The sequence below is a fragment of the Homoserinimonas sp. OAct 916 genome, from assembly GCF_003260275.1.
Taxonomy (GTDB): domain Bacteria; phylum Actinomycetota; class Actinomycetes; order Actinomycetales; family Microbacteriaceae; genus OACT-916.
Genome location: NZ_QJHB01000004.1, coordinates 64,183 through 87,087, shown reverse-complemented (window position 1 = coordinate 87,087; position 22,905 = coordinate 64,183). Strand labels below are relative to the sequence as shown.

At 65.8% G+C, this 22,905-nt stretch carries 20 protein-coding genes and 1 pseudogene; 13 read left to right on the top strand and 8 right to left on the bottom strand.

Features of this window, described 5'->3' with window-relative positions:
• The first annotated feature begins 50 nt into the window (after positions 1-50).
• From DL891_RS05655 to DL891_RS05640, 5 genes and pseudogenes are all read left to right on the top strand, one after another.
• The gene (locus DL891_RS05655; protein ID WP_157962403.1) at positions 51-1,172 is read left to right on the top strand and encodes a DUF5684 domain-containing protein; all 1,122 of its coding nucleotides are present in this window, start codon (positions 51-53) and stop codon (positions 1,170-1,172) included.
• A gap of 167 nt (positions 1,173-1,339) precedes the next feature.
• Positions 1,340-1,534, top strand: a pseudogene (locus DL891_RS17295) (serine/threonine-protein phosphatase); the annotation flags it as partial.
• A gap of 8 nt (positions 1,535-1,542) precedes the next feature.
• Positions 1,543-2,343 carry a hypothetical protein gene (locus DL891_RS05645; RefSeq protein ID WP_111719458.1) on the top strand — a complete coding sequence of 267 codons (801 nt, stop codon included), beginning with the start codon at positions 1,543-1,545 and terminating at the stop codon, positions 2,341-2,343.
• A gap of 103 nt (positions 2,344-2,446) precedes the next feature.
• Positions 2,447-2,647 (top strand): hypothetical protein, encoded by a 201-nt coding sequence (locus tag DL891_RS17050; protein ID WP_157962402.1) that lies wholly within the window; start codon positions 2,447-2,449, stop codon positions 2,645-2,647.
• Between the two features lie 199 nt (positions 2,648-2,846).
• A complete protein-coding gene (locus tag DL891_RS05640; RefSeq protein WP_111719457.1) occupies positions 2,847-3,782 on the top strand; it encodes a PP2C family serine/threonine-protein phosphatase in 936 nt (311 codons plus the stop codon).
• Between the two features lie 15 nt (positions 3,783-3,797).
• Here the strand turns inward: DL891_RS05640 and DL891_RS05635 are convergent, their stop codons facing one another.
• Genes DL891_RS05635 through DL891_RS05605 form a run of 7 tightly spaced genes read right to left on the bottom strand, consistent with a single transcriptional unit; the run spans position 3,798 to position 12,788 of the window.
• Positions 3,798-4,148 (bottom strand): hypothetical protein, encoded by a 351-nt coding sequence (locus tag DL891_RS05635; protein WP_111719456.1) that lies wholly within the window; start codon positions 4,146-4,148, stop codon positions 3,798-3,800.
• Positions 4,138-8,289 carry a type VII secretion protein EccCa gene (gene eccCa, locus DL891_RS05630; RefSeq protein WP_111719455.1) on the bottom strand — a complete coding sequence of 1,384 codons (4,152 nt, stop codon included), beginning with the start codon at positions 8,287-8,289 and terminating at the stop codon, positions 4,138-4,140. The genes DL891_RS05635 and eccCa overlap by 11 nt, the downstream gene beginning before the upstream one ends.
• Positions 8,286-9,158, bottom strand: a complete 873-nt coding sequence (locus tag DL891_RS05625) for a hypothetical protein (RefSeq protein WP_111719454.1) — start codon at positions 9,156-9,158, stop codon at positions 8,286-8,288. The genes eccCa and DL891_RS05625 overlap by 4 nt, the downstream gene beginning before the upstream one ends.
• 1 nt (position 9,159) lies before the next feature.
• On the bottom strand, positions 9,160-10,497 hold the full coding sequence (gene eccD, locus DL891_RS05620) for a type VII secretion integral membrane protein EccD (protein ID WP_111719453.1): 1,338 nt from the start codon (positions 10,495-10,497) through the stop codon (positions 9,160-9,162).
• Positions 10,494-10,769, bottom strand: a complete 276-nt coding sequence (locus tag DL891_RS05615; protein ID WP_111719452.1) for a hypothetical protein — start codon at positions 10,767-10,769, stop codon at positions 10,494-10,496. Before DL891_RS05615 ends, eccD begins: the two co-directional genes overlap by 4 nt.
• Positions 10,753-11,871 (bottom strand): DUF6177 family protein, encoded by a 1,119-nt coding sequence (locus tag DL891_RS05610; RefSeq protein WP_111719451.1) that lies wholly within the window; start codon positions 11,869-11,871, stop codon positions 10,753-10,755. The genes DL891_RS05615 and DL891_RS05610 overlap by 17 nt, the downstream gene beginning before the upstream one ends.
• Positions 11,868-12,788 (bottom strand): RDD family protein, encoded by a 921-nt coding sequence (locus DL891_RS05605; RefSeq protein ID WP_198668783.1) that lies wholly within the window; start codon positions 12,786-12,788, stop codon positions 11,868-11,870. Before DL891_RS05605 ends, DL891_RS05610 begins: the two co-directional genes overlap by 4 nt.
• Before the next feature lie 260 nt (positions 12,789-13,048).
• Here DL891_RS05605 and DL891_RS05600 point away from each other — a divergent pair, with 260 nt between their 5' ends.
• From DL891_RS05600 to DL891_RS05570, 7 genes are all read left to right on the top strand, one after another.
• Entirely contained in the window at positions 13,049-13,372 is a 324-nt protein-coding gene (locus DL891_RS05600) for a hypothetical protein (protein WP_232819024.1), read from the top strand.
• A 12-nt stretch (positions 13,373-13,384) separates the two neighbouring features.
• Positions 13,385-13,702, top strand: a complete 318-nt coding sequence (locus tag DL891_RS05595; protein ID WP_111719448.1) for a pore-forming ESAT-6 family protein — start codon at positions 13,385-13,387, stop codon at positions 13,700-13,702.
• A gap of 19 nt (positions 13,703-13,721) precedes the next feature.
• Positions 13,722-14,075, top strand: coding sequence for a DUF6507 family protein (locus tag DL891_RS05590; protein ID WP_111719447.1), 354 nt, complete (start codon positions 13,722-13,724; stop codon positions 14,073-14,075).
• A complete protein-coding gene (locus DL891_RS05585; protein ID WP_111719446.1) occupies positions 14,072-16,702 on the top strand; it encodes a glycohydrolase toxin TNT-related protein in 2,631 nt (876 codons plus the stop codon). The genes DL891_RS05590 and DL891_RS05585 overlap by 4 nt, the downstream gene beginning before the upstream one ends.
• A gap of 5 nt (positions 16,703-16,707) precedes the next feature.
• Entirely contained in the window at positions 16,708-16,965 is a 258-nt protein-coding gene (locus DL891_RS05580; protein ID WP_111719445.1) for a hypothetical protein, read from the top strand.
• Positions 16,966-17,278: 313 nt separating this feature from the next.
• Entirely contained in the window at positions 17,279-17,542 is a 264-nt protein-coding gene (locus DL891_RS05575) for a hypothetical protein (protein WP_111719444.1), read from the top strand.
• 193 nt (positions 17,543-17,735) lie between these two features.
• Positions 17,736-18,407: an RDD family protein gene (locus DL891_RS05570; RefSeq protein ID WP_157962400.1), complete on the top strand. Its 672-nt coding sequence runs from the start codon at positions 17,736-17,738 to the stop codon at positions 18,405-18,407.
• Between the two features lie 152 nt (positions 18,408-18,559).
• Here DL891_RS05570 and DL891_RS05565 read toward each other — a convergent pair whose 3' ends face one another.
• Positions 18,560-20,158, bottom strand: a complete 1,599-nt coding sequence (locus DL891_RS05565; RefSeq protein ID WP_111719442.1) for a chitinase — start codon at positions 20,156-20,158, stop codon at positions 18,560-18,562.
• Positions 20,159-20,414: 256 nt separating this feature from the next.
• On the opposite strand from DL891_RS05565, the gene DL891_RS05560 reads away from it, so the two are divergent.
• The gene (locus DL891_RS05560; protein ID WP_111719441.1) at positions 20,415-22,796 is read left to right on the top strand and encodes a glycosyltransferase family 2 protein; all 2,382 of its coding nucleotides are present in this window, start codon (positions 20,415-20,417) and stop codon (positions 22,794-22,796) included.
• Positions 22,797-22,905: the final 109 nt, after the last annotated feature.

Here is a 22,905-nt window from a genome sequence, read left to right as displayed (position 1 = left end):
TCGACGACTTCAGAAGGGGAGTGCCCGTCTCAAAACGGCACGCAGACACCATGGACGGTAGTGGCACCATCGGGGCGAACGGCCTGAGCAGCGCAACGATTGCCCTCGCCGTCGTGATCGGTGTGGGCTTCTGGGTGGTGTTCTCGATCGCCCTCGCGAAGATCTTCCAGAAGCTCGGCGACGAGGGTTGGAAGGCGTGGGTTCCGATACTCAACATCGTCGTCATCTACCAGTTGGGCGGTGTTTCCGCGTTGTGGGTGATCGCGATGTTCTTTCCGGTCATCAATATTGTCGCGCTGGTTTTCTTCTACGTGGCCACCCATCAGATCAACCGTCAGCTGGGCAGGGGAGCCGGGTCCACCGTGCTCGCGATCTTCCTCCCCCTGATCTGGGCGCTTGTGCTCGGCTTCGGTGCGGAGCGCGCCGGCGGCACCTCGTCGCAGTTCGCGTCGAACGGTCACGGAGCCCCAACCCCGTGGAACCCGATCACGCCGCAGCACTTCGAATCACCGGACTCTGCCCACCAGCGGCCTGCGAATCACGGGCTGCCGGCTGCTTTGTCCCATTCTTCGGTCACACCATCTTCACGGCCGCCCATCGACCACGTGCCCGGAACCCGTGCTGCCATTCCTGGCACTTTCGCTGCTCCGGCACCGGTGACTCCTGCGGCATCCGTGAGTCCACCAGACCAGCTCGCCCCACCAGCCCAGCTCGCCAAGCAGACCACCGTGACCGAGAACCCCTCGACGTTTGAGTATCCGCTCGATGGTGACACGATCATCACCGGAGCCCAGCAGCCGGCCGTCGACCACGACGAGACGGTGATCGTCAATCGTCAGCTCCGGCCGCAATGGACGATCGAGACCGCGCAGGGCCAAACCGTTGAGCTGACCCGCGACGTGGTGGTGCTGGGGCGCAACCCGATCGCTGACCCGAACCATCCGAACGCCCAATTGGTTGCTGTTCGAGACACAGGCAAGACCGTGTCCAAGGTGCATGCCCGAATCGCGCTCGATGACGGCCGGTGGATGATCACCGACCTCGACTCCACCAACGGGGTCATCATCGTCGATGCTGGCGGGATCGAGACAGAACTGGTGCCCGGCTCGCCTTTCGCGCTCGGCGAGAGGTTCGTGCTGGGCGAACTTCCGACGCGGATCTTCCGGGCATGACCGCCGAGCTCCCGATGGTCCCTGAACCGGTGTCGCCTGAACCTGTGTCGCCTGAACCTGTGTCGCCTGAACCTGTGTCGCCTGGACCGGTGCCGCCCGAACCACCAGCGCCCGAACCACCAGCGCCCGAACCAGCAGCGCCCGAACTCGATGCGACCGCGCCCCGGGTGCGCGTGACCTGTGGAACACGCACCGACGTGGGCCTGAAGCGCGCCGTGAATGAGGACTCCCTGCTGGCCGAGTGGCCGGTGTTCCTGATGGCCGACGGTATGGGCCGTCACGATGCCGGAGATGCGGGCGGTCACGATGTCGGAGATGTGGCCGGTGCCGCGGCGATTGCGGCGTTTCGAACGCTGGTGGGGCAGAACCCATGAATTCAGATGCGACCGACCCCGCTGACCGTCCGGATGCGGATTCCACGCTGCACGCGTGCGACGAGTCGGAGACAGACGCCGACACGGTGCTGGTGAATCGCCGCACGGACACGGGCACCGGTAGTGATGTGGATACTGCGAGCCGTGAATCTGCCGAGGAGTACGACGACGAACCCACGCGCATCGTGGTGCGCAGGCCGCGTGCGGTCGCGCCCGCTCCCCACCCAGACGTCGACGGTTACCCATCCGAGATCGGGGCACCGCAATCGCCTGACGACGACCAGACCCGCATCGTTGCCCGAAAGCCACGTCGCGACGATTCCGTGCAATCAGTCGCGCCCGCGGCGCCCGAAGATGACGCCACCCGCGTCGTCTCCCGCAAAAATCCCGCCGATGTGTCGCGGCCCGACCCTCCACGATCTGACCTCGACGACGAAACGATGATCGTCGACCGGCGCGGCCGTCCGGCGCAGCCCGGGTGGGGGAGAGGGGCGACAGTCGCCGGCCCCCCGCAGGGATTGATCTCGGGAGGGCGCGTCTACGAGGCGCCCGACGTCGTCAGCGGCGCCAAACAGGCGCAGCCGCGTCGCAACGCGGAGCGGGCCTCGGTTGACCGGGTCGAGGTGCCGATCACCTCGAGCACCTTGCCGGCACCCGCTGAACAACTGCGGGCCGGGGCCGAGAAACGAGGGCGCCGCCGCGGGTGCGGGGTGCTGGCGGCTGTGGTACTCAGCACAATTCTCGTGGCCTCTGCCGCGGCCGTGGCGATCTGGTTGATCCTCGCTTTCGCCGCCTGACGCGCCGCCTGGTGCGACGCATCCCAACGGGCTCGACCCGTGTCGGCGGAGCCGCACCGGGGTCTGCGGAAGCGGGCCGTCACCGATGCCATACGCTGAGACGATGCAGCGGGCAAAGAGTCGTGGGCCACGAGTGCTGATGGTCGTCATCCTGGTCGGGGTGCTGGGCTACTTCGCCGTGCACGAACTCGGATCGGCTGAGTCACTGAACATCGCGCCGAACGACGCCTACTACCCGCTGTTGAGGGCAGCCGAAGCCGAGGCCGCGGCATCCGATCTCGGCCTGTGGGGCGCCTGCGGCTGAGCGCATCCGCGCCGCGTGCAGCCGCAGCCGCGGCAGGCGCGGATGAACTTTGAGCGGGTAAGGTACCACTACCCGCCTTTTGGGTACAGAAAAACTCAAGGCGTATTCAGTAATGTGATCAGGGGGCTCAGCTGCCCACAACTTCAGCCGTGCAGAATCCCGCCGCACGGCGACTGCACACGCAAGAAGAGGCAATTCGATGGCGAACTCATCTCGAACGACCGGCCACACCGGCGCCGGGGCCGCGGTCGTTGATCGCGCATCCGGTCGTACATCCGGTCGCGCATCCGGTTTCGCCCCCAACGGCGTTCAGATCACCAGCGCCACCCGCACCGACGTGGGCCTGAAGCGTGCCGTGAACGAGGATTCCGTGTTGGCGAAATGGCCGGTGTTCCTTGTCGCCGACGGCATGGGGGGCCACGACGCCGGCGACCGCGCGAGCGCCGCGGTCATCGCCGAGTTCCGCGCGCTGGTCGGCCGAGAACTCCAGGTGGCCGATGTCGCTGATGCGCTCGACCGCGCCCACAGCGCCGTGCAGGCCATCGCCGCCACCGCCGCCCGCGGCGCCGGATCCACTCTCACCGGTGTCGTGCAGATCGAGCACGAGGGCCAGCCGCACTGGCTGGTGCTCAACATCGGCGACTCCCGCGTGTACCGCCTGCTCGGGAGCGAGTTCGAGCAGCTCACGACCGACCATTCCCTCGTGCAGGAGATGCTCGACAGTGGAACGCTCGCCCCCGAGAATGTGCACACCTTCGGCTACAGGAACGTGATCACCCGCGCCATCGGTTCGGGCGGCTCGAGCGACAATCCGGCCGACTTCTGGTTGCACCCGGTCGTCAATGGGGAGCGGCTGCTGGTCTGCTCCGACGGGTTGAGCAACGAACTCGGCGGCAACGGCATCGGCGTCGGGTTGGGGCTCGGCTACCGGGCGAAGCAGACCGCGAACCTGTTGCTGCGGCGCGCGCTCGAGAATGGCGGCCGCGACAACGTGTCGCTGATCGTCGTCGATGTGCTGGGCGGCGGGGCCGAACCGGTTCTCGAGACCTACGGCAGCCTCGACATCATCGGCGAGCCGGCGTCGGTTCTCGGTGCGGCGTCGAACTCCTTCGCGTCCGAGGCGAACTGCGCCTGACCCCGGTCGTTCACCTCAGCTGGCGTCTTCGATCACGAGCGCGGCGTCCAGGCTCTGGGCAAGCTGATAGAGGATGCGTTTGCCCCTCTCCCCGGCGTCGCCCCACGGCAGCAGCGCCTCGGTGAACCAGATCGGCTCGGCCACAGGTGGGGCGCTCGGCAACAGGCGTGCCACCTCGGCGGCTCTCGGCACCAGCGTCGAGTTCTGAATACTCAACACCGGGTCGCCGGCCGCATCCACCAGTTGCAACACGGCCCGGTCGAACAGGGTGCGAACGTGCAGGTCGGCGGCGACCTGTGCCGCCGCCTCGAGAATCGGCACGATCGTCACCTCGACCGCCGACAGGATGGTCGCATCACGGGGCAAAGGTTTCCTCCTGCAGGGGTGGCGGTGACGATTCCGCGCTTCCGGGTTCTGCGACCTGGGGGGCGGCAGCCTGTGGAGCCGCAACCGCGGGGGCAGCGCGTGCGCCCAACGGCTCGACCGGCGTGAAATGGGCGACCTGAATGAGCCGTGGGCGTTCCCCGCGGCGCACGAATCGGCCCCGGCCGGCCACCATCTGCTCGGCGTACAGTCGCGGCAACAATTGTCCCTCGGAGCGTTCCCCCGACATCACCAGGGTCGACCCCCCGGTGTCGCGAATCGTCTGCAACGCCAGGTCGTACATCGCCCGGGCGGCACCGGCGACCGGTCGAGTCACGATCACGTTCAGGCGCAGGTCCCTGGCCGACGGCAGGTAGGCGAGCAGCGGCTGCAGGGGCTCCGTTCCGCCCGAGGCGAGAATGTCGTAGTCGTCGATGACCACGACGATGCGCGGCCCCTCCCCCTTCGCGGCTCCGCTGTCCTGCCGCTTCTCCAACTCATCGGCGATCGCCTGGGCGAGGGCCCTGGCCTCCCGGCTCGACGAGGCGTGCCCGCCCAGGTAGTCGTCGGGCACCTCGTCGACCAGGTCGCCGCGCAGGTCCATCAGCGCTATCACCAGTTCGTCGGCCGTGTGCCGGTCGACGAGGCCGCGCACCAGCCCGCGCAGAAGGGTGCTCTTGCCGGCTCGGGTGTCCCCGAGCACCAGAAGGTGCTGGTCGCGATCGGTGATCTCGAGAAACGCGGGCTCCATGGTGTCTTGGCGCAGCCCGAACGGAATGCGTTCGGGCTCATCCAGGGCATCGGGTAGTTCGTCGCCGGAAAATGATTCGGGCAGCAATCGGATCGGAGCCGCAGACGGCCCCTCCCAGCTTGCAGCGCTCCGTTTCGCGAGAGCTTCCAGGGCGTCGCCGACCTGGTCGTCGTCGGTTTCGTCCATGACGGGCAGGGCGATCTGGCCGAGCAGGCTCGCGTCGGTCAGCGCTCGCCCGGGCTGGTCGATCTTCAGCGTGCCCGAGAGCTTGCGGCTCACCTGCGAGTCGCCCGGGTCGCCGAGGCGCAGTTCGATCCGCGTGCCGATCAGGTTCTGCAGGTTCATGCGCAGTTCGTTCCACCGGCCGAGGGTGAGCACCACGTGAACGCCGAAGCTTCCGCCTCGCTGGAGAAGGTCGGCCAGCGGCTCTTCCAGATGTTCGAAGTCGGCGCGCAGCGAGCCGAGCCCGTCGACGAGCAGAATGACGTCGGCCGAGATCAGCTGCGGGATCCTGCCCTGCTCGTGCGCGCGACGCAACGCCTGCACCGAGTCGAGCGAGTGGTCACGAAACACTGCCTCTCGCACGGCGAGCATGCCGTGCAACTCTTCGAGCAGCCGCTGCAGACGGTCCGGGTTGGCCCGGGTGGCAACGCCACCCACATGCGGAAAACCCTCGATTCGTCGAAGCCCACCGCCGGTGAGGTCCATGCCGTACATGGTGACCTGGCGTGGCGTGTGGGTGAGGGCGACGGATGCCGCAAGCGTTCGAAGAAAGGTGGAGCGGCCCGATTCGGGGGCACCGGTGATGGTGGCGTGACCGCCGCCGACGCTGAGGTCGAGCAGCCACGGCTCCTGGCGTTGGCGGATCGGGTCGTCGAGGAGGCCGATCGGGATCCGCAGCGCGTTCTGGGCGCTCGTCTGGGCGTTGGTCTGGGTGGCCGGGCTGGCGGATCCGGGGGTTGACGGCCCGCCCGATTCTCGACCCTTCAGTTTTCGGCTGTTCAGCACCCGGCCGAGCGTGAGCTGTGCGGGCAGTGGGGGCAACCAGATGGGGGTCGTTCCGTCGACACCCACCCGGATGCGGTCGACCGCTTCATCGATCAGTGCACGCCCGACCGAGGGCCTCGTCAGTTCTGTTTCGCCGGTCTCGGCGCCCTCGTCCTCTGCCCGGTTGATCCCGTTGTAGACCGGGAGCAGCATCGGACCGGCAGGCTCCTCGTCCTCGTCGGTGGGTTGTGCTGCGGTCAGTTCGCCCGGAACGGGGCCCGAGACGTAACCGGCGCGAAAGCGTTTGTAGACGGAGGTGTCCACTTTGAGAAAGCCGTACCCGGGGATGGCGGGCAGGTGGAACGCGTCGGGGGTGTCGAGCACCACCGAACTCTCTGATTCGGAGAATGTGCGCAACCCGAGCCGGTACGACAGGTAGGTGTCGAGCCCCCGCAGCTTGCCGGCCTCGATGCGCTGGCTCGACAGCAGCAGATGCACGCCGATGGAGCGGCCGATGCGCCCGATCGTCAGCAGCAGGTCGACGAAGTCGGGTTCGGCGGTCAGCAGTTCTCCGAACTCGTCGATCACCACGAGCAGGTGCGGCATCGGCGGCCAGTCCGGGCGCTGCTCGCGCAGTTCGCGATAGTGGGAGATCGAGGGGGAGTTCTCGGCGTCGCGCAGCATCTCCTGGCGACGCACCACCTCGCCGGCGATGCTGCTGCGCGCCCGCTCGGTCAGTTGGGGGTCATCGGCCAGGTTGTCGATCAGCCCGGCCACGTGGGGCAGGCCGGCGAACGGCGCGAACGCTGCGCCCCCCTTGTAGTCCACCAGCACCATGCTGAGGTCGTCGGTCGAGTGTGAGAGCGCCAGGCCGAGGATCAGGGTGCGCAGCATCTCCGACTTGCCGCTGCCGGTCGCGCCGATGCAGATGCCGTGCGGCCCCATTCCCAGTTGCGCCGACTCCTTGAGGTCGAGCAGCAGCGGAGCACCGTAGTCGTCGAGGCCGATCGGCACCCGAAGAAAGTCACGCGGCGACCGGGGCTTCCACAGCTGGTCGGCGCTGATCCCGGAGAGGTCGTTGATGCCGAGCAGCTCGGTGACGCTCGTCGATCGGGACGCCTCCACCTCCTGCCGGCCGGCCACCGAAAGCCGCAGTGAGGTGAGGGCGCGTGCCACCCCGACGAAGACGTCCGTCGGCACGCGGTCGATGACCGCAGTGACCGGTTCGTGGAGGCCGCTTTCGTTCATTGCGTCGGTATTGCGATTGTCGGCCACCACGGCGGTGCCGCCGGAGGCGAGAATACGCACCGTCACCTCTGAGGGTTCGTGCAGCCGGTCACTGAGCAGATGGATGACTGTCACCTGCAGCTCCGCGAGGCTGAGGTCGGCATCCGGAATCGGCAGCTCCGACGCCACCTGGCCCCAGTCGTCGAGCACGACAATCAAGCGCGGGTTGTTGGCCGACGCGGCACGCCCGTTGGAGCGCTTGGCGGTGGCCGCGGTCTGCGCGCGCTCGCCGAGTTCACCGGCCAGAATGCGCGCGAGATCCTCGGTCGAGGGAGCCACGCGCCTGGCCTGCACCGGGCCGTCGTAGAAGTCGCTCATGAGGACATGCGGCAGCAGGTCGAGGCCCGCCCATTCGGCTGCGGATTGCTCCCCGAACGCCGCCGCGATCTGCACGTCTTCGGGTGAGTGCAGGCTCGCCACCTGCACGATCATGGCCCGAGCGGCGTCGAGCACGTCGGCCCGGTCGCCGATCACCGCCACGTGCGCGGCCTTGTCAAGGGACACCGTCACGGGCATCTGCTGCACCGTCGCATAATGCCGGGCCAGCATTTCGACTTCCACCTGCATGATCGGATCGAACGGTTGCACCGGGTTGGTCTCTTCCGGAACAATCATCGGAAAGCGCGTCACATCACCCGTGCCGACACGCACCCGCAGAAAGTCGGCGTGGCTGCGTCGCCGTTCCCAGAGCCGGGCCGGATCGGTGATCAGTTCGGCGAGTGCGGTCGGCGCCGGGTCGAGCAGCAACGCCTGTTCCCGGCTGGCGACCGCCTTGCGACGAAGTTCGCCACGGAGCTTCTCCAGGTAGTCGAGGTAGCGCTCGCGGCTGGTCCTCCGCGTGCGCGCCGCGCCTCCGCGCTGACTGATCGCCATACCGACACCCGAGACGAGGGCGACCACCAGGATCATCGCGCCGACCACGACCATCACGGGGTTTCCGCGCAGCACGAGCATCATGGTGATGGAGCTCAACGCACCGAGCACCGGAAGCAGGGTCTGGATCGGAAAGCCGCCGACCGGGGCATCCGCCATCGCCGGCGGGGGAGAAACCGTCAGCGTCTCAGCAGGCGGCGCCGGCTGGGTGATCCGGGCGGGGCGGTGCACGATCTTGACGGTCACGCGGTCTCCCGTCTGGGTGTGCCCGTGCCCCGAGCGCCCTGCATCAGCTCGGCGGCGAGCCGAATTGCCGCCCTGCGGGTGCGGGCGCGCAAACGGCCCCCGTTGCCGGCCGCGGCGCTCCGGGCGGGGTCGAACGGAATGGTGATCACGGGGGTCGACGCTGCCATGATCGCCGGCACCCGACCGGCCGTGTTGTCCCGGTCGATGAGCACCAGGAGCGTGTGCGGGCGCTCCGGGCTGCCAGCCACGGCCGTGAGCAGGGTTCGCGCGTATTCGGCCTCGGCCCGGTCTGCGCGGGCGACCACGCACACCACGTGGCTGAGCGCGGCGATCGCTTGAAGGTCGGCTCGTGAGGTGCGCCCGCCCCAGTCTGTGACGACCACGTCGAAGAAGCGGGCGATCACGCCGGCCGACCCCAGCCATCCCGGCACGGTCGGCATCTTCGATGCGTCATCTGTGCTCCGAGTGCCCGAGGGGCCGCCGATGCCCAGCAGGTGCGCTCCTTCGGCGGTCAACGAGAGTCCCGCGACGGCGTCGGCCCTGGTGGTGGCGCGCGACCGGGTGCGGCTCGGGGCGGTCTCACGTGGCTCGTCAGCCAGGCCGCACCGTTCGGCAAGCCCGACAGAGCCGTTCGACGCGTCGACAGCAAGAACCGATCCGTTCCTGCGGCGCGACAGTACAGCGGTGACGAGGGCGGTGGTGGTCGACAGGCCGCTTTCCCGGCCCACCTGCACCAGGCTGACACGCCTGTTCGCGGCCACCGGCTGGCGGATCTCCCGATCCCACTCGGTGAGTTCGCGGGTGCCCGCCCTGAACCCGGCCGGAAGGGACCGACCGGGCGTGGACAGGAGTGCGTTGGTGACGGTCATATCAGAAGGTGTTCAGCAGTTGGTTGAAGATGTCGAAAACGCCCAGGAGCAGTGGTATCAGAGCGATCACCGCGAGGGCCTCGACGAAATTGCCGAGCCGCCTGAGCGATGCCCGCCGGTGTGCTGTGGGCCGGGCGGCCACTGTGAGCGCGATCAGCACTGCGACCGACACCAGGGCAACGAGCACGGGGGCCACCTGGTCGGCGACCACCGCCGAGGAGACGATTCCCACCAGGGTGATGATTCCGGCCGCCGACCACAGGGCGATCGCCTGGGCGGCGAGGGGGAAGGTCCTGCTGCGCAACAGCGTCACGAGAGTGAGCGCGACCGCGAGCCAGAGGGCCCAGATGTTGCCGCTCGCAAGCAGCACGATGGCGGCAGCGGTGATCGGTGCTGCAACCGCCACCGTCGCCCAGGTCAGGCCCTGGTAGGCCGAACCGACCGAGACGAGCACGTCGCGTCGGCGGCGGGGCGAACCGGCCGAGACCTCGTCGTCGAGTCCGGTCAGCCCGGATGCCGACATCGCATACCAGGGCAGCAGGCCACAGGCGGCGATTGCGGCCACGCCCGTGATGGCCCAGGTTCCGGTGTCGGAGACCCCCGTGGCGAGCAGGGTCAGCGGAAGCGCCGAAGCGGCCACACCAACCGCAGAACCCCAGAGCGCCGATGAGATGCGTAGCCCCCATCCCACGCCGATACCGAGGGCGAGCCAAGCCAGCCCCACCGCGATGCAGCCGGCAACCAGGGGTGAGATCGCAGCCAGGGTGACAAGGCTCAGGCTCATCGCCAGCGGTGCCGCAAGCCCCACGCTGGCCGCCACCAGTGCCATGGCGCTCCAGCGCAGCCCGAGGCGGCCGGTGAGAGTGGCGACCGCGAGCATCAGCACGAACCAGCCGCCAACGATCAGGGCGACCCCGGCTTCAGACAGCGCCGATGGGGCGAGCACGAGCAGAGCGCCGGCAGCGAAAGTGCTCGCACCGATTCCCACCGCTCCCATCCACTGCCGGTGCCTGTCCGACCAGAGGTCGGTGCGTTCGGCCAGCGAGTCGGCCACCACGTCGGTGACATCTGACACCTCGGGCGGAGGCGGTGCGGAATCCTGGCGCAGCATGCGCAGCAGTTCGCCGTCTTCGACGAGTTGCTGCTGCGTGGACAGCGCCAGGTCGAGTTGTTCCCCGGTGGGCCGCACCAGGGTGAGTGGGCGCGAGACCGGCCCGGCCGGTTCATCAAGCAGCACCATGAGTCGGGGGATGAGGGAGCCCAACGACTGGTCGCTGGGAACGACCAGTTCGGCTTTGCGGGCAGTGCCCACCACGGTGACCCGGGTGAAGTCGCTCATGCCAGATCCCCGAATCCTCGATCGAGAATCTGCACCGTTGCGTTCGCCTTCGCCTTCGCAGCAGCCTGGTCGGCCATGATCTTCATCACGAACGAACCGCCCACGCAGCCGGCGCAGATCACCGCGGCCAGCACCATCGAACCGATCACTCGCTTCACATTGTCGTTGGCGGTACGACGCTCTTGGAGCTGGCCGAACAGGAAGGCGCCCCTCAGCCGGGCTCGATGCACCTTGACCGATTCGAGAAGGATCACATCATGGTTGTGGGGCACGGTCGCTCTTTCTGGTGTCGAGACCGGCGAAAAGGCTCTCATTCTCGCCGAGGAGTGCGTTCATCTTTGTCTGGTCGAAGCTGGCGAGCAGTGCATCGAGTGTTTCCCAGCCGCGGCCGTCGAGGTCGCCGAGGGGGAAGAGCAGGCCGGGGATGCGGGGCCGACCGACGACGATCGCGTCGAAGTCACGCCGGTAGCGGGCCGCATCGAGGCCGAGTGCTTTCACTCCGGGTGGCCCGATCAGCAACGCCAACGGCACCGGGGGAATGGGCAGAACCGGGGAATGCAGTTGTCGCACCGAGCCCGGGCGCGCCAGCGCGAAGGCGATCAGCGGCATTCCGGATGTTGTGGGCGCCGCGAGTTGCGCGAAGGCCTCCAACGTTCTCTCGGCGGCGGTGCGCACGCCCTCTGAGCCGGGTATTCCCATTCCGATGAACGCCTTCGTCGTCTCCTCGACCCCGTGTGTGCTTCGCTGCGCCAGAATGGTGGCGATCAGGGGCGGGCCGTCAGGGTCGTTGGCCAGGAGAAATGTTTCGGCGGGCATGCGGCCACGCGCATACTCCGTCAAGGCCTGGCGGTCCCACGCCCCGCTGATGGGCTCGTGCACGTCCCAGCCGGACGGTGGCGTGCCGCGCAGCACTGTGCTCAGCGATTCGAGAGCGCCGCCGAGCACGGTGGTGGAGAGCGCCTTGTGGCGCACGGACGCGGTGATGATCAGCTCGAGTTGGTCGATGGGCTGAGGGCGCAGGAAGGCAACGGCGACATCATCGGTGTTGGCGATCAGATGGGAGTCGAGAGCCTCGGCGACGTGCTCGAGCCGGGCACCCGAGACGCCGTTGCGCAGCGAGCCGTCCTGGGCGCGTACCACCCACGACCCGCGGTTTCCGGTCATCGCCTGGTAGTAGGGCTCGGTGAGGGCCGACAGCTCATCGGTCACCAGTATGACCCGCAGTCCGTTCGCGGCCGCCTGGCTGAACAGGTCTGCGCGGCCCTCGCTGAGGTGGATGACGGGGGCCCGGGACTCGGTGTGCACCCAGCCGACGTGCACGCTGTCAATGAGAGGGTGGCGGATGCCGGTCGCCTCGGAGCTGGTTTCGTTCATGAGGCCACCAGTTTACGGATCTCGAAGCTCATCGCCCGGTCGCCCGAGACCACCCGGCTGCCGCCCGGAACCCGGGTGCGCACCTGGGGCACGAGCGTGGTGACGCCTGCGTCCTCACCAACCAGTGTTGTGCCGTTCGTGGAGCCCAAGTCGGTGACCCACAGGTGTCGGCCGTCCCACTCGAGCAGGGCGTGCGTCTTCGAGAGGGTTCGAGAGAGATCGGGCCAGGCGAAAACGGGGGTGTCCTCGTCGTCGTTGGAGGCTCCCGCCGTTGCGAGCATCGTCGGCTGCGGGTTGCGCCCCACCAGCAGCGACTGGGTGAGATCTACTCGTTGTCCGGAGTCGAAGACGAGTGTCACGCCGTCACCGGCGGTGTCGGCGCGTCGGCCGCGTCGCTGCGGCATGTCGGTCCGCTGCCCGCTGCCGGGCTCAGGAATCGTTCGAGATTCAGCGGTGGGGGGCGCCTCCTCTGCCGGAACGTCTGGGTGAAGATGATCTGCCGGCAGGGAGAGAAAGGCGGGTGAGTGGGGGTCGCGGCCGCGTTTCAGGTTGAACGTCGTTGTTCCCCCGGGCCACGAGGCGGTGCTCAGCGAACGCAGAAGCGACGCAACGGAGACGGCAGAAGCGGTCTGCGAATCCACCGTGCGAAGACGCATGAGGAGTCGTCCGACGCTGCGACCGTGGCTCCCGAGCATCCAGACGAAGCCAATCAGCCAGCCGGCGGCGAGGATCACCAGGCCGACGGCGACAAGGGTGCGAGTCGACTCGGCCCCGGCAGTGGGAACCAGAAGAAGCCCGAGCGCAACGATGACGGCCAGAACAGGCACACCCGCGTCGATCGCGAGGGCGGCGCGCCTCTCACCCACTCGGGCCGGCCAGCAGTTCATCAGCAGGCCACCGGCCACGGTTGCCGACATACCACTCCCGTCTCGTAGGCGCTTCGTCACAGCGTGTGTACCCATGAATGAATGAATGCTGTCACAGGCGTTGTTCGAGGATATCGGTCGCACGGGCACGGTCCGTCCGGTCGCCTGTGGATTTCCGGTGCAGGCTGGCCTTTTGTGTGGTTTGGGGTGGTGTCACCCGTACGGGGGTGTGTAGGCTTGGGCGCTTAGACGTGGCGGCAGTGCCGGTCGCGGGTACAGAATTCGGGAAGGTCGGGGATATGAAATTTGCAATGGGATCTGGCACACTCACCACGTTGACGAAGACCACGTCGACGGCCGGTGATGACCTCAGTAACCTGGTGAAGCAGTTGGGCCAGGCGGCGGAGCCGCTTGAGGGACGCTTCCAGGGTGCCGGGCGTGCGGCGTTCGACAACTTCAAGGGTCGCACCGACGAGATCGCCGCTGAGTTGAAGGGCGCGTTGAACGCGGTCCTGATGGGTGTCTCCGGCATGGACAAATCATTCATCGAAGGTGATCAGTCGATCGCCGACCAGACGAAGTCGGCTGAGGCGGGGTCATCGTTCGATTCCGCACGCTTCGGCGGCAAGGCATAAGGGGGAATAGGTATGGCTTCAGGAAACCAGGTTGACCGCCGCGATTATGACGTCTCGGCCTCACAGAACGCACAGGACAACTTCAACCGCATCGCATCCCAGTTGGAGTCGTTGATCGAGCAGCGCAACAAAGACGTCAACACCGCGATGTCTGACTACCAGGCCGACGGTGTCTCCGATGAGTACCGTGCCAAGGAGGACCGCTGGAAGCGTGCCGGCTCCGAGGTGAAGGCGATCATCTCCACGCTGCGCACGGCGTTGGAGAAGAACGATGAGACCGCCCAGGATGCATTGAAGCGGGCGAAGTCGGCCGTCGAAGCCATCGGCTGAGTCTTCTAGGGGGAGTGTTGTGGCGGGCTGGAAGATTCAACCGCAGGGAGTGTTAGACGTTCTCACGAGCGTCAACACCAAGGCGGAGGCGATGGGCGCGGCGTTGGAGCCGCTGTCCGATGCCATGACGGCTGCCGTGACGGCAACGAACTCGCCTGCGATCGGTGACGCGGTGCAGGGCTACTTCTCCGAGGTGGCCTCACCGCAGCTCGAGGGCGTGAGCGCGCGCATTTCCGCATCGATCACGGGGGCATCCGGCGCCACCGAGGCCTATGTTCAAGGTGACCTGGAGATGGCGGCCACGGCCCAGCGTGAACAGATCATCCTGGTGTCCCCGAACGAGTTCAACCAGTACCCGATGATGCCCCGATGAGCGGCGCGATCAATCCGTCGGAGATTCCCGGCGGTGACATTCACCCGGATACGATCATCGCGCAGGCGAGCATCATCACCAAAGCGGCGCAAGGTGTGCGGGACAACGGCGCCGAGGTTGTCACCGCGTGGCAGGGACTGTCCGCGGTGTACGAAGCCCCGGAGGCGCAACGGCTGTTCAACGTGATGACTCCGGTCGGTTCGAGTACGACTGGGCTCGGCGACCAGTTGGACATCGTTGCGGGCGCGTTGAAGAACTTCGCCGAAGAGGTGCGGCCGATCGTGGCCGAGCTGAAGTCGTTGAAGCTGCAGGCCGAAACGTTTGTGAACACCACCGTTGCCCACGGTGTGACCGTGCGGGTTCCCGTTCCCACCGGCCTCTACGGCACGGCGCCGACGTACAACGGCGCATACAACGGTTACGGGGCCAGCCAGAAGACGAGCGCAGCCGCCACCCCGCAGTACCGCGACGAGCACAAGGCGTGGAACGAGGACCAGGGCGCGGTCGACCGCAACAATGACCTCATCGCCCAGGTGAATGCGCAACAGGTCCGACTGTGGGAGGCCGAGCGCACCTGCGCCAACGCGATCCGCGGGCTGTACGGTGCGGCGCCGCTCCATGCGGCGACCGGTGAGAACGACGCGAACGGTTATGGCATCGCCGAGATCCCCGAGGGCACCGACATGCCCTGGGGCTCGGCGGTGGAACGCAAAGAGGGGTGCGGCGAGGCATCCGTCAAATTCGTCTTCAGAGACGTGCTCTGGGAGGGCATCGCCGTGGGCGGTGTCTGGGGAACCGTCACCGGTCTCGGAAGCTTGGCACTCGGCTACAACCCGCAGACCGGGGATTTCTTTTCTGGCGAGACCTACGGTCAGGCGTGGGGCGGCCTCGGCATGCTCGCTGTCGGCCTGGTCGCGACATCTCCCGTCGGATTCGCCGCCTCGTTCATTCCCGGCCCGGTCGGCGACTTCCTCAAGGGTGGCCAAGAGGCTGTCGTCAATACGTTGAAGGGCGTCGTCGCCTGGGACGATTGGGAAGACAACCCGGGCAAGGCCTTGGGCACCAGCATCTTCAACATCGGAACCATCTTCATTCCGGCCGGCGCAGCGGTCTCCGGGGCAAAGACCGCGGCCGGTGCGGGCAAGATCCTGTCCACTGCCGCCAAAGTGGCCGAGTTCATTGACCCAGCTGCGTGGGCGGTCAAGGGCGGCCTCAAAACGGTGAAGTTCGCTGGGCCGCCGATTCTCGACGCCTTGAAGGGCCTGAAGAGCCTTGATCTCGACGGCCTGGGTTCGACCGGGGCGAAGATCGACATTCCCGACGCGGGCGTCGGCAAGCTGGACTGGTCGCCCGACGGCGCGTCCACCACCGGGCCCTCGGGGGCAGGCACCGCGCACAGCGCCCCTGACGGCGGCAACCTCGGCAGCACTGCTACGGGCAGCAACACGACCGGCGGCAGTGTCGGCGGCAATATGGTCGACGATGCGGCATCCAACAGCGTCAAGCAGGGTGCAGACAACGTGGGTGCACCCGAACCGCGACCGGCGGAGGCCCCAGCCGTGCGTGAACCGGTGAAGGTCGAAACGGATGCCCCCGCCGTGCGAGAGCCCGTGAAGGTGGGCGCCGAGTCCACAGTGGAGGCCCCGGTCAAGCCTGGTGCGGACACCCCAGCAGTGCGTGAACCGGCGGCCAACGCAGACGGGCCGGCTTCGGGCAGGGGCGGTGGCACGGATGTGCTCGACCGGCCAGCGACCGGTCATCCCGAGGGTGGTGGCACGCGCGGAGATGGCGGGCCGAATGCCGACGGTGGCGGAACACGGCTCGGCGATGAAAGCTCCGGCGGAGCGGGCCAGGGTGACAGCGGCGCAGGCGGGAATGACGTTTCGGGTTCAGATGGACCAGGGAATTCGGATGCGGCGCTACCCAATGAAGCGCCCGCCGATCGAGCCGAGACTGGAGGCTCATCCGAAAATGTTGCCGCGCGTCCGGAACATATTATTGATTCTTCCGGACGAGACCTGAGCAACGTCATCGACCAGAGTTCGCTGACGCCCGATCAGCTGCAGTTGTATCTCGAGAACGCAGACGCTTCTGGCGCCGCGACATTTGCCGAGACGGGAGTGTGGCCAGAAGATGTCCAGATCCCGAAAGATATTGGTGTCTTGACGCCGGAGGGTACGATCAATTGGAGTGAAGTGCCGCAAGGTGGTTATGTTCTGGATGAAGCCGGTAATGCGATCAAGGAGCCCTATGTTCCGGGGGTCGGTGAGGTCATCGACCGGTATGGCCCGCCAAATGGTCGGTTCACGTCGCCAGTCGAGGATGGCGTCCCATATTCGTACGACCAACGATCATTGCCGTATGTGGAGGATGCCGCGCAGTACCACCAGTACGAGGTGGTCGGCGACTTCAGCGACCTCAGGGCATATTACGATCAGTCCACCAACGCTCAGGTGCGGTCTCAGATCGACGGACTGATCGATCTCGGTTACTTCTCCTGGGATGATCTTCCGCAGTCGGGGCAGATTGCTCCTGGATTTGGCGACGTTGGCGGAGGGACGCAAGTCCAACTTCCGCTGAGCGTTGAGATACTTGAGGCACTTGGTGTCTTGAGAGAGGTGAAGTAATACACATGGATCATGAGACAGTACTCGACCTCGTGAAACAGGAGGGTCTGGAGAAATATGCACGTTTTGGGCGGCCAGACGCAGGTTCGGCCAACAAGGTCTGTCTGTTTCATGACGGTGCCCGCTGGGTCATCGTAATCACGGACGAACGTGCGGTGGTGCAAGAAAGAACAATCCGAGAATTTGATTCCGAGCCGGACGCCCTCACTTATATGGTCGGCGCCCTCCGCGTCATGAAGGGCTATCTCGAGTTCTCCCGCTGAGCCAAAATGTAGCCAGGTCGGCAGGCGACCCGCACCTCCGTGAATATCAGGTTCTCCGCGTTACGACCACCGAGGCTGCTCTTCGTTCCCCGGGGATGAGCAACCATGCCAAGTCAACACCGACTCTCTTCAGTTCATGCACGCATGATTGGGCGGACCCGGGCACAGCGCAAGGTTTCGAATTGCCCGCGCCGGGAGTGGATGCAATCGTCGTAGACCTTTCCCCATATCCCAATGCCCGTGCACGGTAATCCACGATGGCGTTAATCTGGATCATTGGCTCGAATGTCAGGAAGGTTGTGAAGGTGATCGGATGACCATGGATCGCATCGAGGCGATGGAAGTTCTGAGCCGTGAGGGTCTAGAGAATTACGCTCATTTCGGCGAGCCCGATTCAGATGCCGCCGACAAGGTCTGCCTCGTTCAGCGGGGCAATCGATGGGTCACCATGATCACCGACGAAGACGCGGTCGTGTACCACTCGACCATCCGCGGGTTTCCATCCGAGTCAGAGGCTTTGGAAGACATGATCGACGGGCTGCGCGTCGTGAAGAACGCACAGGAGTTGTCCGACTGACCTGATTCCCGAAGGCGACCATGGTGTCGTCTTGTGGCGCGGCTCGCCTGCGTCGGGTTCGCATCGGGCCGGGCAGTGGTGCAGTGGTGCAGTGGTGCAGAGGTGCAGAGGTCCAGAGGTCCAGAGGTGCAGGGCAGGGCAGGCAGTACCGGGGCCGCCCCTCAGACGGGGGCCAAGCCGTTAGGCTGGTCGGATGACTTCTTCCGGAGCCCCCTACGCCAACGTGCCCGCCGAACCCGCGTGGGGCGTCCCTTCGGCGCCAGCCGCCGCACCGGCGGCCGTTCCCGGGTTTGCCGCTCCGGCTCCCGGCGCCCAGACGCCCGCCACCCATGCACTCGCGGTGGCGCTGATCCAGTTGCCGCCGGGGCAGACCTACCCGGGCCCGCTGGTCGCCAACGCCGGCAAGCGCATCGGCGCGTTCCTCCTCGACACCGTCGCGGCCTGGGCGGTGACCGCCGTCGGGCTTCTGGTCGGCATTGCGGCGTTCGGCAACGGCACCGGCGCGGTGCCCGCACTCGGGTTCGGGCTGCTCGGGCTGTACTTTCTGGTGCTGGTCATCGTCGTCGGGCGCACCGGGCGCACCGTCGGCAAAGCGATCCTCGGGCTCCGCGTGGTGAACGAGACCAGCCTGAAACCCGTCGGATTCGGGGCGGCGCTGGTTCGCGGCCTACTGATCTTCCCGCTGTCTCTGTTCCTGATCTGGCTCCTGCTGCTGGTGATCTCCACGCTCGCCCTCGACAAGTCCGGGCGCAATCAGGGCTGGCACGACAAGGCGGCGCGCTCGATCGTGGTCGACACGCGCCGCGGCACCGACCCCGTCGTCGACGGGCAGCCCGCCGCCGCGCCGCTCGCCCGAGCCGTCTGACGCGCAACCCGCTCGACTCCGCTGGTTGAGGGATTCCGAGGTACGAGGAATCGTCTCAAAACCGGCTGCGCGCGGGCCCTTCGAGACGGTCGCTGCGCGACCCCTCAGGGAGCGGTGGATGGCATGGGGTGCCACACAATTGTGAACGTCGGCTATTTCTTTTCGGTCAGGATCGCCGTGACTTCGTCGTTCGTGAGCTTTCGCCACGCCGAGCCATTCGACCCTTCGAGGGCTGCCTGTGGGCTGTCTGCTTGAGTCCACCACTTCGCTTCAACGATTCGACCGTTGAACATCACTCGGCCACCCATCTCGTACACCGCGGTAGCAGACCATTTCGGGTAGGTTCCCTCAGGCACCTCGATGACGGGCTGTGGTTTGTCGCCGGGGAGCACCGGGCCGATGAGATCCCAAGGCGTCTCTGAGGAGCGCACCGAGGGGTTGTCCGGCACGTCCCCAAGTGTCCAGTACTTGGCGACGTAGACATTCCCGTGCCAGACCACCCGGTCTTCCGCCACATACGTGGCCTGAGGAGTCCAGATCTGGTAGGGGCTGGTCGCCGGATCATCCACCACTGGGGGAGTTGATCGCTCGTCGGGGGTATTGCGTGGCGCGGTATTGGGCGCGGTACTGGGCGCGATACTGGGTGTGGTTGTCGCGGCCGATGAGCCACCAGTGATCCCGCTGGCAAGCAGCTCGGCGAAGAGGGCATCGCCTTGATCGATCCCGCTGCAGGCGTCGGAGACCCGTTTGACGTCGGGGTAGTTGCCGCCGCAGGTGGCGTCACGGTTGAGCGACCACATCGATATGCGGCCGACGCCCGTCTTCTGGGCGAAGTCGTTGAGCCCCCGCGCCGCGTCAAGACCGAAGACCTCGGCCGGTACATCGTTCTGGCCGATCATCGGGGTGAGCCCGATCTTGCGCCACAGGGTCTTGTCGCCAAGATCAGCCCCGGTGGCCTGATAGAGCACACGCACCTGCTCGTGGGTGGCCTTGGCGGCAGAGATCGAGGCATCGAGCATGCCGGCCGAGGTCGTGATGCCCGTGTTGAAGTCCATGGTCATCACGTTCACGCCGCTGAGCTCCACTTTGGCTGCCAGCATCTGAGCCACGGCGGTTGTGCCCTCGTCGGTTAGTCCGTTCGGCGCCACCGGCAGGGTGAGCCAGACATCGAGGTGCTTGTTCGCTGCGATCTGCTTCTTCTGAATGGCCGCAATGGCTTCGGCGCGGCGCACACCGGCAGCGGTATCGCCAAGGTCGGTGCCCTCGATGTCGAGGTCGATTGTGGTGATGTCGTATCGATCGATGACGTTCTGGTAAGCGGCCTTCAGTTTCGCCGAGTCAGTGCAAGCTATAGCCAGGTCGGAGTTGGCCATACCGCCGAATGAAATGGCCACCTCACCGTCGTTCTGCACAAAGCGGGCGATGCGCCGGTCGAGGTCGAGGCTCGTGCCGGCCTCGTCGAGGCCGTAGAAGCCGCCCCACGAGGGGGTGCAGGCCGAGTCAGGGTCGGAAACGATGAACGAGAGCACAACGCTCTTCGTTTTCGAAACGGTGGCGTCCTCGAAGGCCAAGGTTGGGGTTGCCGTCACGTCGACATAGCCGGAGAAGAACGAAGGGGTTGCGGTTGCGGCGCGAGCGTCTTCAAAGCGGGTCCAGCCAGAGACGGCGATCACGGCGATGCCAGCAATTGCGGCGCACAGTGCGATGACCCGCACAATCGACAGCTTGCGTCCCGGAAAGCGACGTGCCATTAGTTCTCCCCAAAATGGGGCACGCGCGCTCCCCCGTACATCGACATGTGAGCGGTGAAAGTGCTGGTCGCGGCCCTGATCGTGAAACGGGGAACGTCAACGGTTCTCAATATCGAAAGTTGATGTGATGCGGCCAAGGCGCACCTACCCGAATTATACTGGCATTAGCGGACAATTCTGGCCCTCTCAATGTGTTAGTTTTCCGTGCCAGAATTCTCGGGCGGAGCCTTCCTCCCAGCGATGCGGGGGGGGCCCAATGCCAAAGCAGTCAGCGCTGTCGGACGAGATTGTCGAGCCTGAGGCCACCGGTTTGCTGAGTGAAGGTTCACTCATCGGGGCAGATGGCGCATTCGGGGGCGGGGGTGGTGCCGCCCGCAAGCGCCAGTGGGGTGCCGAGCGCCGATCGGAACCGCTTTCGATCGTTCACCCAGTGCCCTCACGACGCAAGATCCTACTCGGCCGGGTCGGCATCCTGGTGACGATCTTGGCCTGGATCCTGTATGTGATCTCGACGGTGCTGCGGCAGCTGGCCGATAACCCCGATGCGGGGTTCCGGTTCCAGATCGAGACCGTTTCCTATCTGATTGTTGTGACCTTTCTGACCTTCTCGGCTCTGATGTATCTCCTTGCCCGGCAGGGGGCGCTGAACCGGTTCGCGACGCACGTTCGGGTTCCGCGGGGTGAACTTGACCGCCACTTCACCGACTATAAAGAGGGCATCACGGTGCTGGTGCCGTCCTACGCCGAGGAACCGCACGTGGTGCGTGCCACGCTCTGGTCGGCGGTGCTGCAGGAGTTCCCCGACCTGACCGTTGTACTGCTCCTAGATGACCCACCTTTTCCAACTGACCCCGCCGTTCTCGCCAGGCTCGACGAGACGCGGGCGTTGGCGACAGACGTCGAGTTGGCGCTCGCGCCCCCGGCGGAGCGTGCGAACTCGGCTCTGGCTGAATTCCGGTTGCGTACGCAGACTGACGACGCCGTGAACTCCTCGGAAGAACTCGTTCTGATCTCTGCAGAATATGAGGCGGCCGCCCAATGGTTGGAGGCGATGGCCGAGGCCGAACGCATTCAGGACCATGTTGACGAATTCTTTGTGGATCTTGTCGTCATGGGTTTGGTCCGCGAACTGCGCCTGACCTTGCTCGCCCTCAACGCAGCCAGAGTGCAGAACTCCTCGATCGGCACCGAAAGGCTCGGGCAGCTCTATCAGCGGCTCACGTGGATCTTCAATGCGAAGACCGAGACCTTCGAGCGGAAGATGTTCGACAGCCTGTCGCACGAAGCGAACAAGGCGATGAACCTCAACTCCTACATCTCGCTGATGGGGCACCGCTGGAACCGCGAGAAGGTGGCCGACACCGTGGTGCTTCGCGAAGTCGCCGACGATGAGCCGGCCGATCTTGTCATCCCCGACACCGAATATCTCCTCACACTCGATGCCGACTCATTGTTGTTGCGCGACTACTGCTTGCGACTGACCTACTTCCTGGAGTCTGCGGGTAATGAGCGGGTTGCCGTCACGCAGACGCCGTACTCCTCGTTCCGGGGTGCGCCCACCCGCATCGAACGGGTAGCCGGTGCGACCACCGACATCCAGCACATCTTGCACCAGGGCATGACGCAGTACGGTGCGACTTTTTGGGTCGGCGCCAACGCCGTCATCCGAAAGCGCGCCCTGGAAGACATCGTCGAGGTGCAGACCGTCGGCGGTTTCGAGATCCGCACCTACATCCAAGACCGCACGGTCATTGAAGACACCGAATCGAGCGTGGACCTCGGAACCCACGGCTGGACGTTGTCGAACTACCCGGAGCGTCTCAGCTACAGTGCGACCCCGCCCGACTTCGGTTCCCTTGTCGTGCAGCGTCGTCGCTGGGCCAACGGTGGCTTGTTGATTCTGCCGAAACTGTGGAAGCAGATTTCACATCGGCGGCACATGCGTGAGCGGATTCTCTTCCGCGAGATCCTACTGCGTGTGAACTACATGGCCTCCATCGCGTGGGCCAGTTTCGGGTTGTTGTTCCTGCTGGCCTACCCGTACGACAGCCGGCTTCTGAGCCCGGTCGTGTTCATCGCCGCCCTGCCCTATTTCCTCGCCATGGGAAGCGACCTTCGCGACTGCGGGCACCGATTCAGCGACATCTTTCGCATTTACGGCTTCAACCTGGTGCTGCTCCCGGTCAACCTCGCCGGCGTTGTCAAGTCAATGCAACAGGGACTCACCGGTGAGAAGATCCCGTTTGTGCGCACGCCGAAAGTGAAGAATCGCACGGCCGCACCTGCGCTCTACGTCGTGGTGCCGTATTTGATCGTCGCCTTCTCGATACTCACCGCGTGGCGGAATGTGCACGAGCAGAACTGGGGCAACGTGGCGTTTGCAACGCTCAACGCCGTGCTCGCGTCCGGGGCGATTCGTGCATACATCGGAGTGCGCAATTCGATCGTCGATGTGTTCCTCGGTGTGCTCGGCTGGCTTTACGTCGCACCCAAAAAACCGCGCCAAACAGCGTCGAAGGTTGTGGTCAAGTCGATGGACGAGATTGACTGGGAGTCTCTTCTCTACTACGGGGATCGCCGGCTCAACCGCGATTTGCGTACCGGTAATGACCGGCGCCGGCGCGTCACCGGACGGTGAGCGCGCCGTTTCTGGCGGGTTGAGGGACTAAAGCACCCCCATATTGCGGGACTGTTCGAGTCGGTGCCCCAGCGGATAACGTGGGGACGCTAACCCACATGACATTCGG

Coding starts and splice junctions, on each gene's coding strand:
- DL891_RS05605 (WP_198668783.1), bottom strand. CDS start 12,788: ATGTCGGCAACCGTGGCCGGTGGCCTGCTGATGAACTGCTGGCCGGCC.
- DL891_RS05600 (WP_232819024.1), top strand. CDS start 13,049: ATGGGATCTGGCACACTCACCACGTTGACGAAGACCACGTCGACGGCC.
- DL891_RS05580 (WP_111719445.1), top strand. CDS start 16,708: ATGGATCATGAGACAGTACTCGACCTCGTGAAACAGGAGGGTCTGGAG.
- DL891_RS05655 (WP_157962403.1), top strand. CDS start 51: ATGGACGGTAGTGGCACCATCGGGGCGAACGGCCTGAGCAGCGCAACG.
- DL891_RS05610 (WP_111719451.1), bottom strand. CDS start 11,871: ATGAACGAAACCAGCTCCGAGGCGACCGGCATCCGCCACCCTCTCATT.
- DL891_RS05565 (WP_111719442.1), bottom strand. CDS start 20,158: ATGGCACGTCGCTTTCCGGGACGCAAGCTGTCGATTGTGCGGGTCATC.
- DL891_RS05585 (WP_111719446.1), top strand. CDS start 14,072: ATGAGCGGCGCGATCAATCCGTCGGAGATTCCCGGCGGTGACATTCAC.
- DL891_RS05640 (WP_111719457.1), top strand. CDS start 2,847: ATGGCGAACTCATCTCGAACGACCGGCCACACCGGCGCCGGGGCCGCG.
- DL891_RS05595 (WP_111719448.1), top strand. CDS start 13,385: ATGGCTTCAGGAAACCAGGTTGACCGCCGCGATTATGACGTCTCGGCC.
- DL891_RS05645 (WP_111719458.1), top strand. CDS start 1,543: ATGAATTCAGATGCGACCGACCCCGCTGACCGTCCGGATGCGGATTCC.
- DL891_RS05560 (WP_111719441.1), top strand. CDS start 20,415: ATGCCAAAGCAGTCAGCGCTGTCGGACGAGATTGTCGAGCCTGAGGCC.
- DL891_RS05575 (WP_111719444.1), top strand. CDS start 17,279: ATGACCATGGATCGCATCGAGGCGATGGAAGTTCTGAGCCGTGAGGGT.
- DL891_RS05625 (WP_111719454.1), bottom strand. CDS start 9,158: ATGACCGTCACCAACGCACTCCTGTCCACGCCCGGTCGGTCCCTTCCG.
- DL891_RS05570 (WP_157962400.1), top strand. CDS start 17,736: ATGACTTCTTCCGGAGCCCCCTACGCCAACGTGCCCGCCGAACCCGCG.
- DL891_RS17050 (WP_157962402.1), top strand. CDS start 2,447: ATGCAGCGGGCAAAGAGTCGTGGGCCACGAGTGCTGATGGTCGTCATC.
- eccD (WP_111719453.1), bottom strand. CDS start 10,497: ATGAGCGACTTCACCCGGGTCACCGTGGTGGGCACTGCCCGCAAAGCC.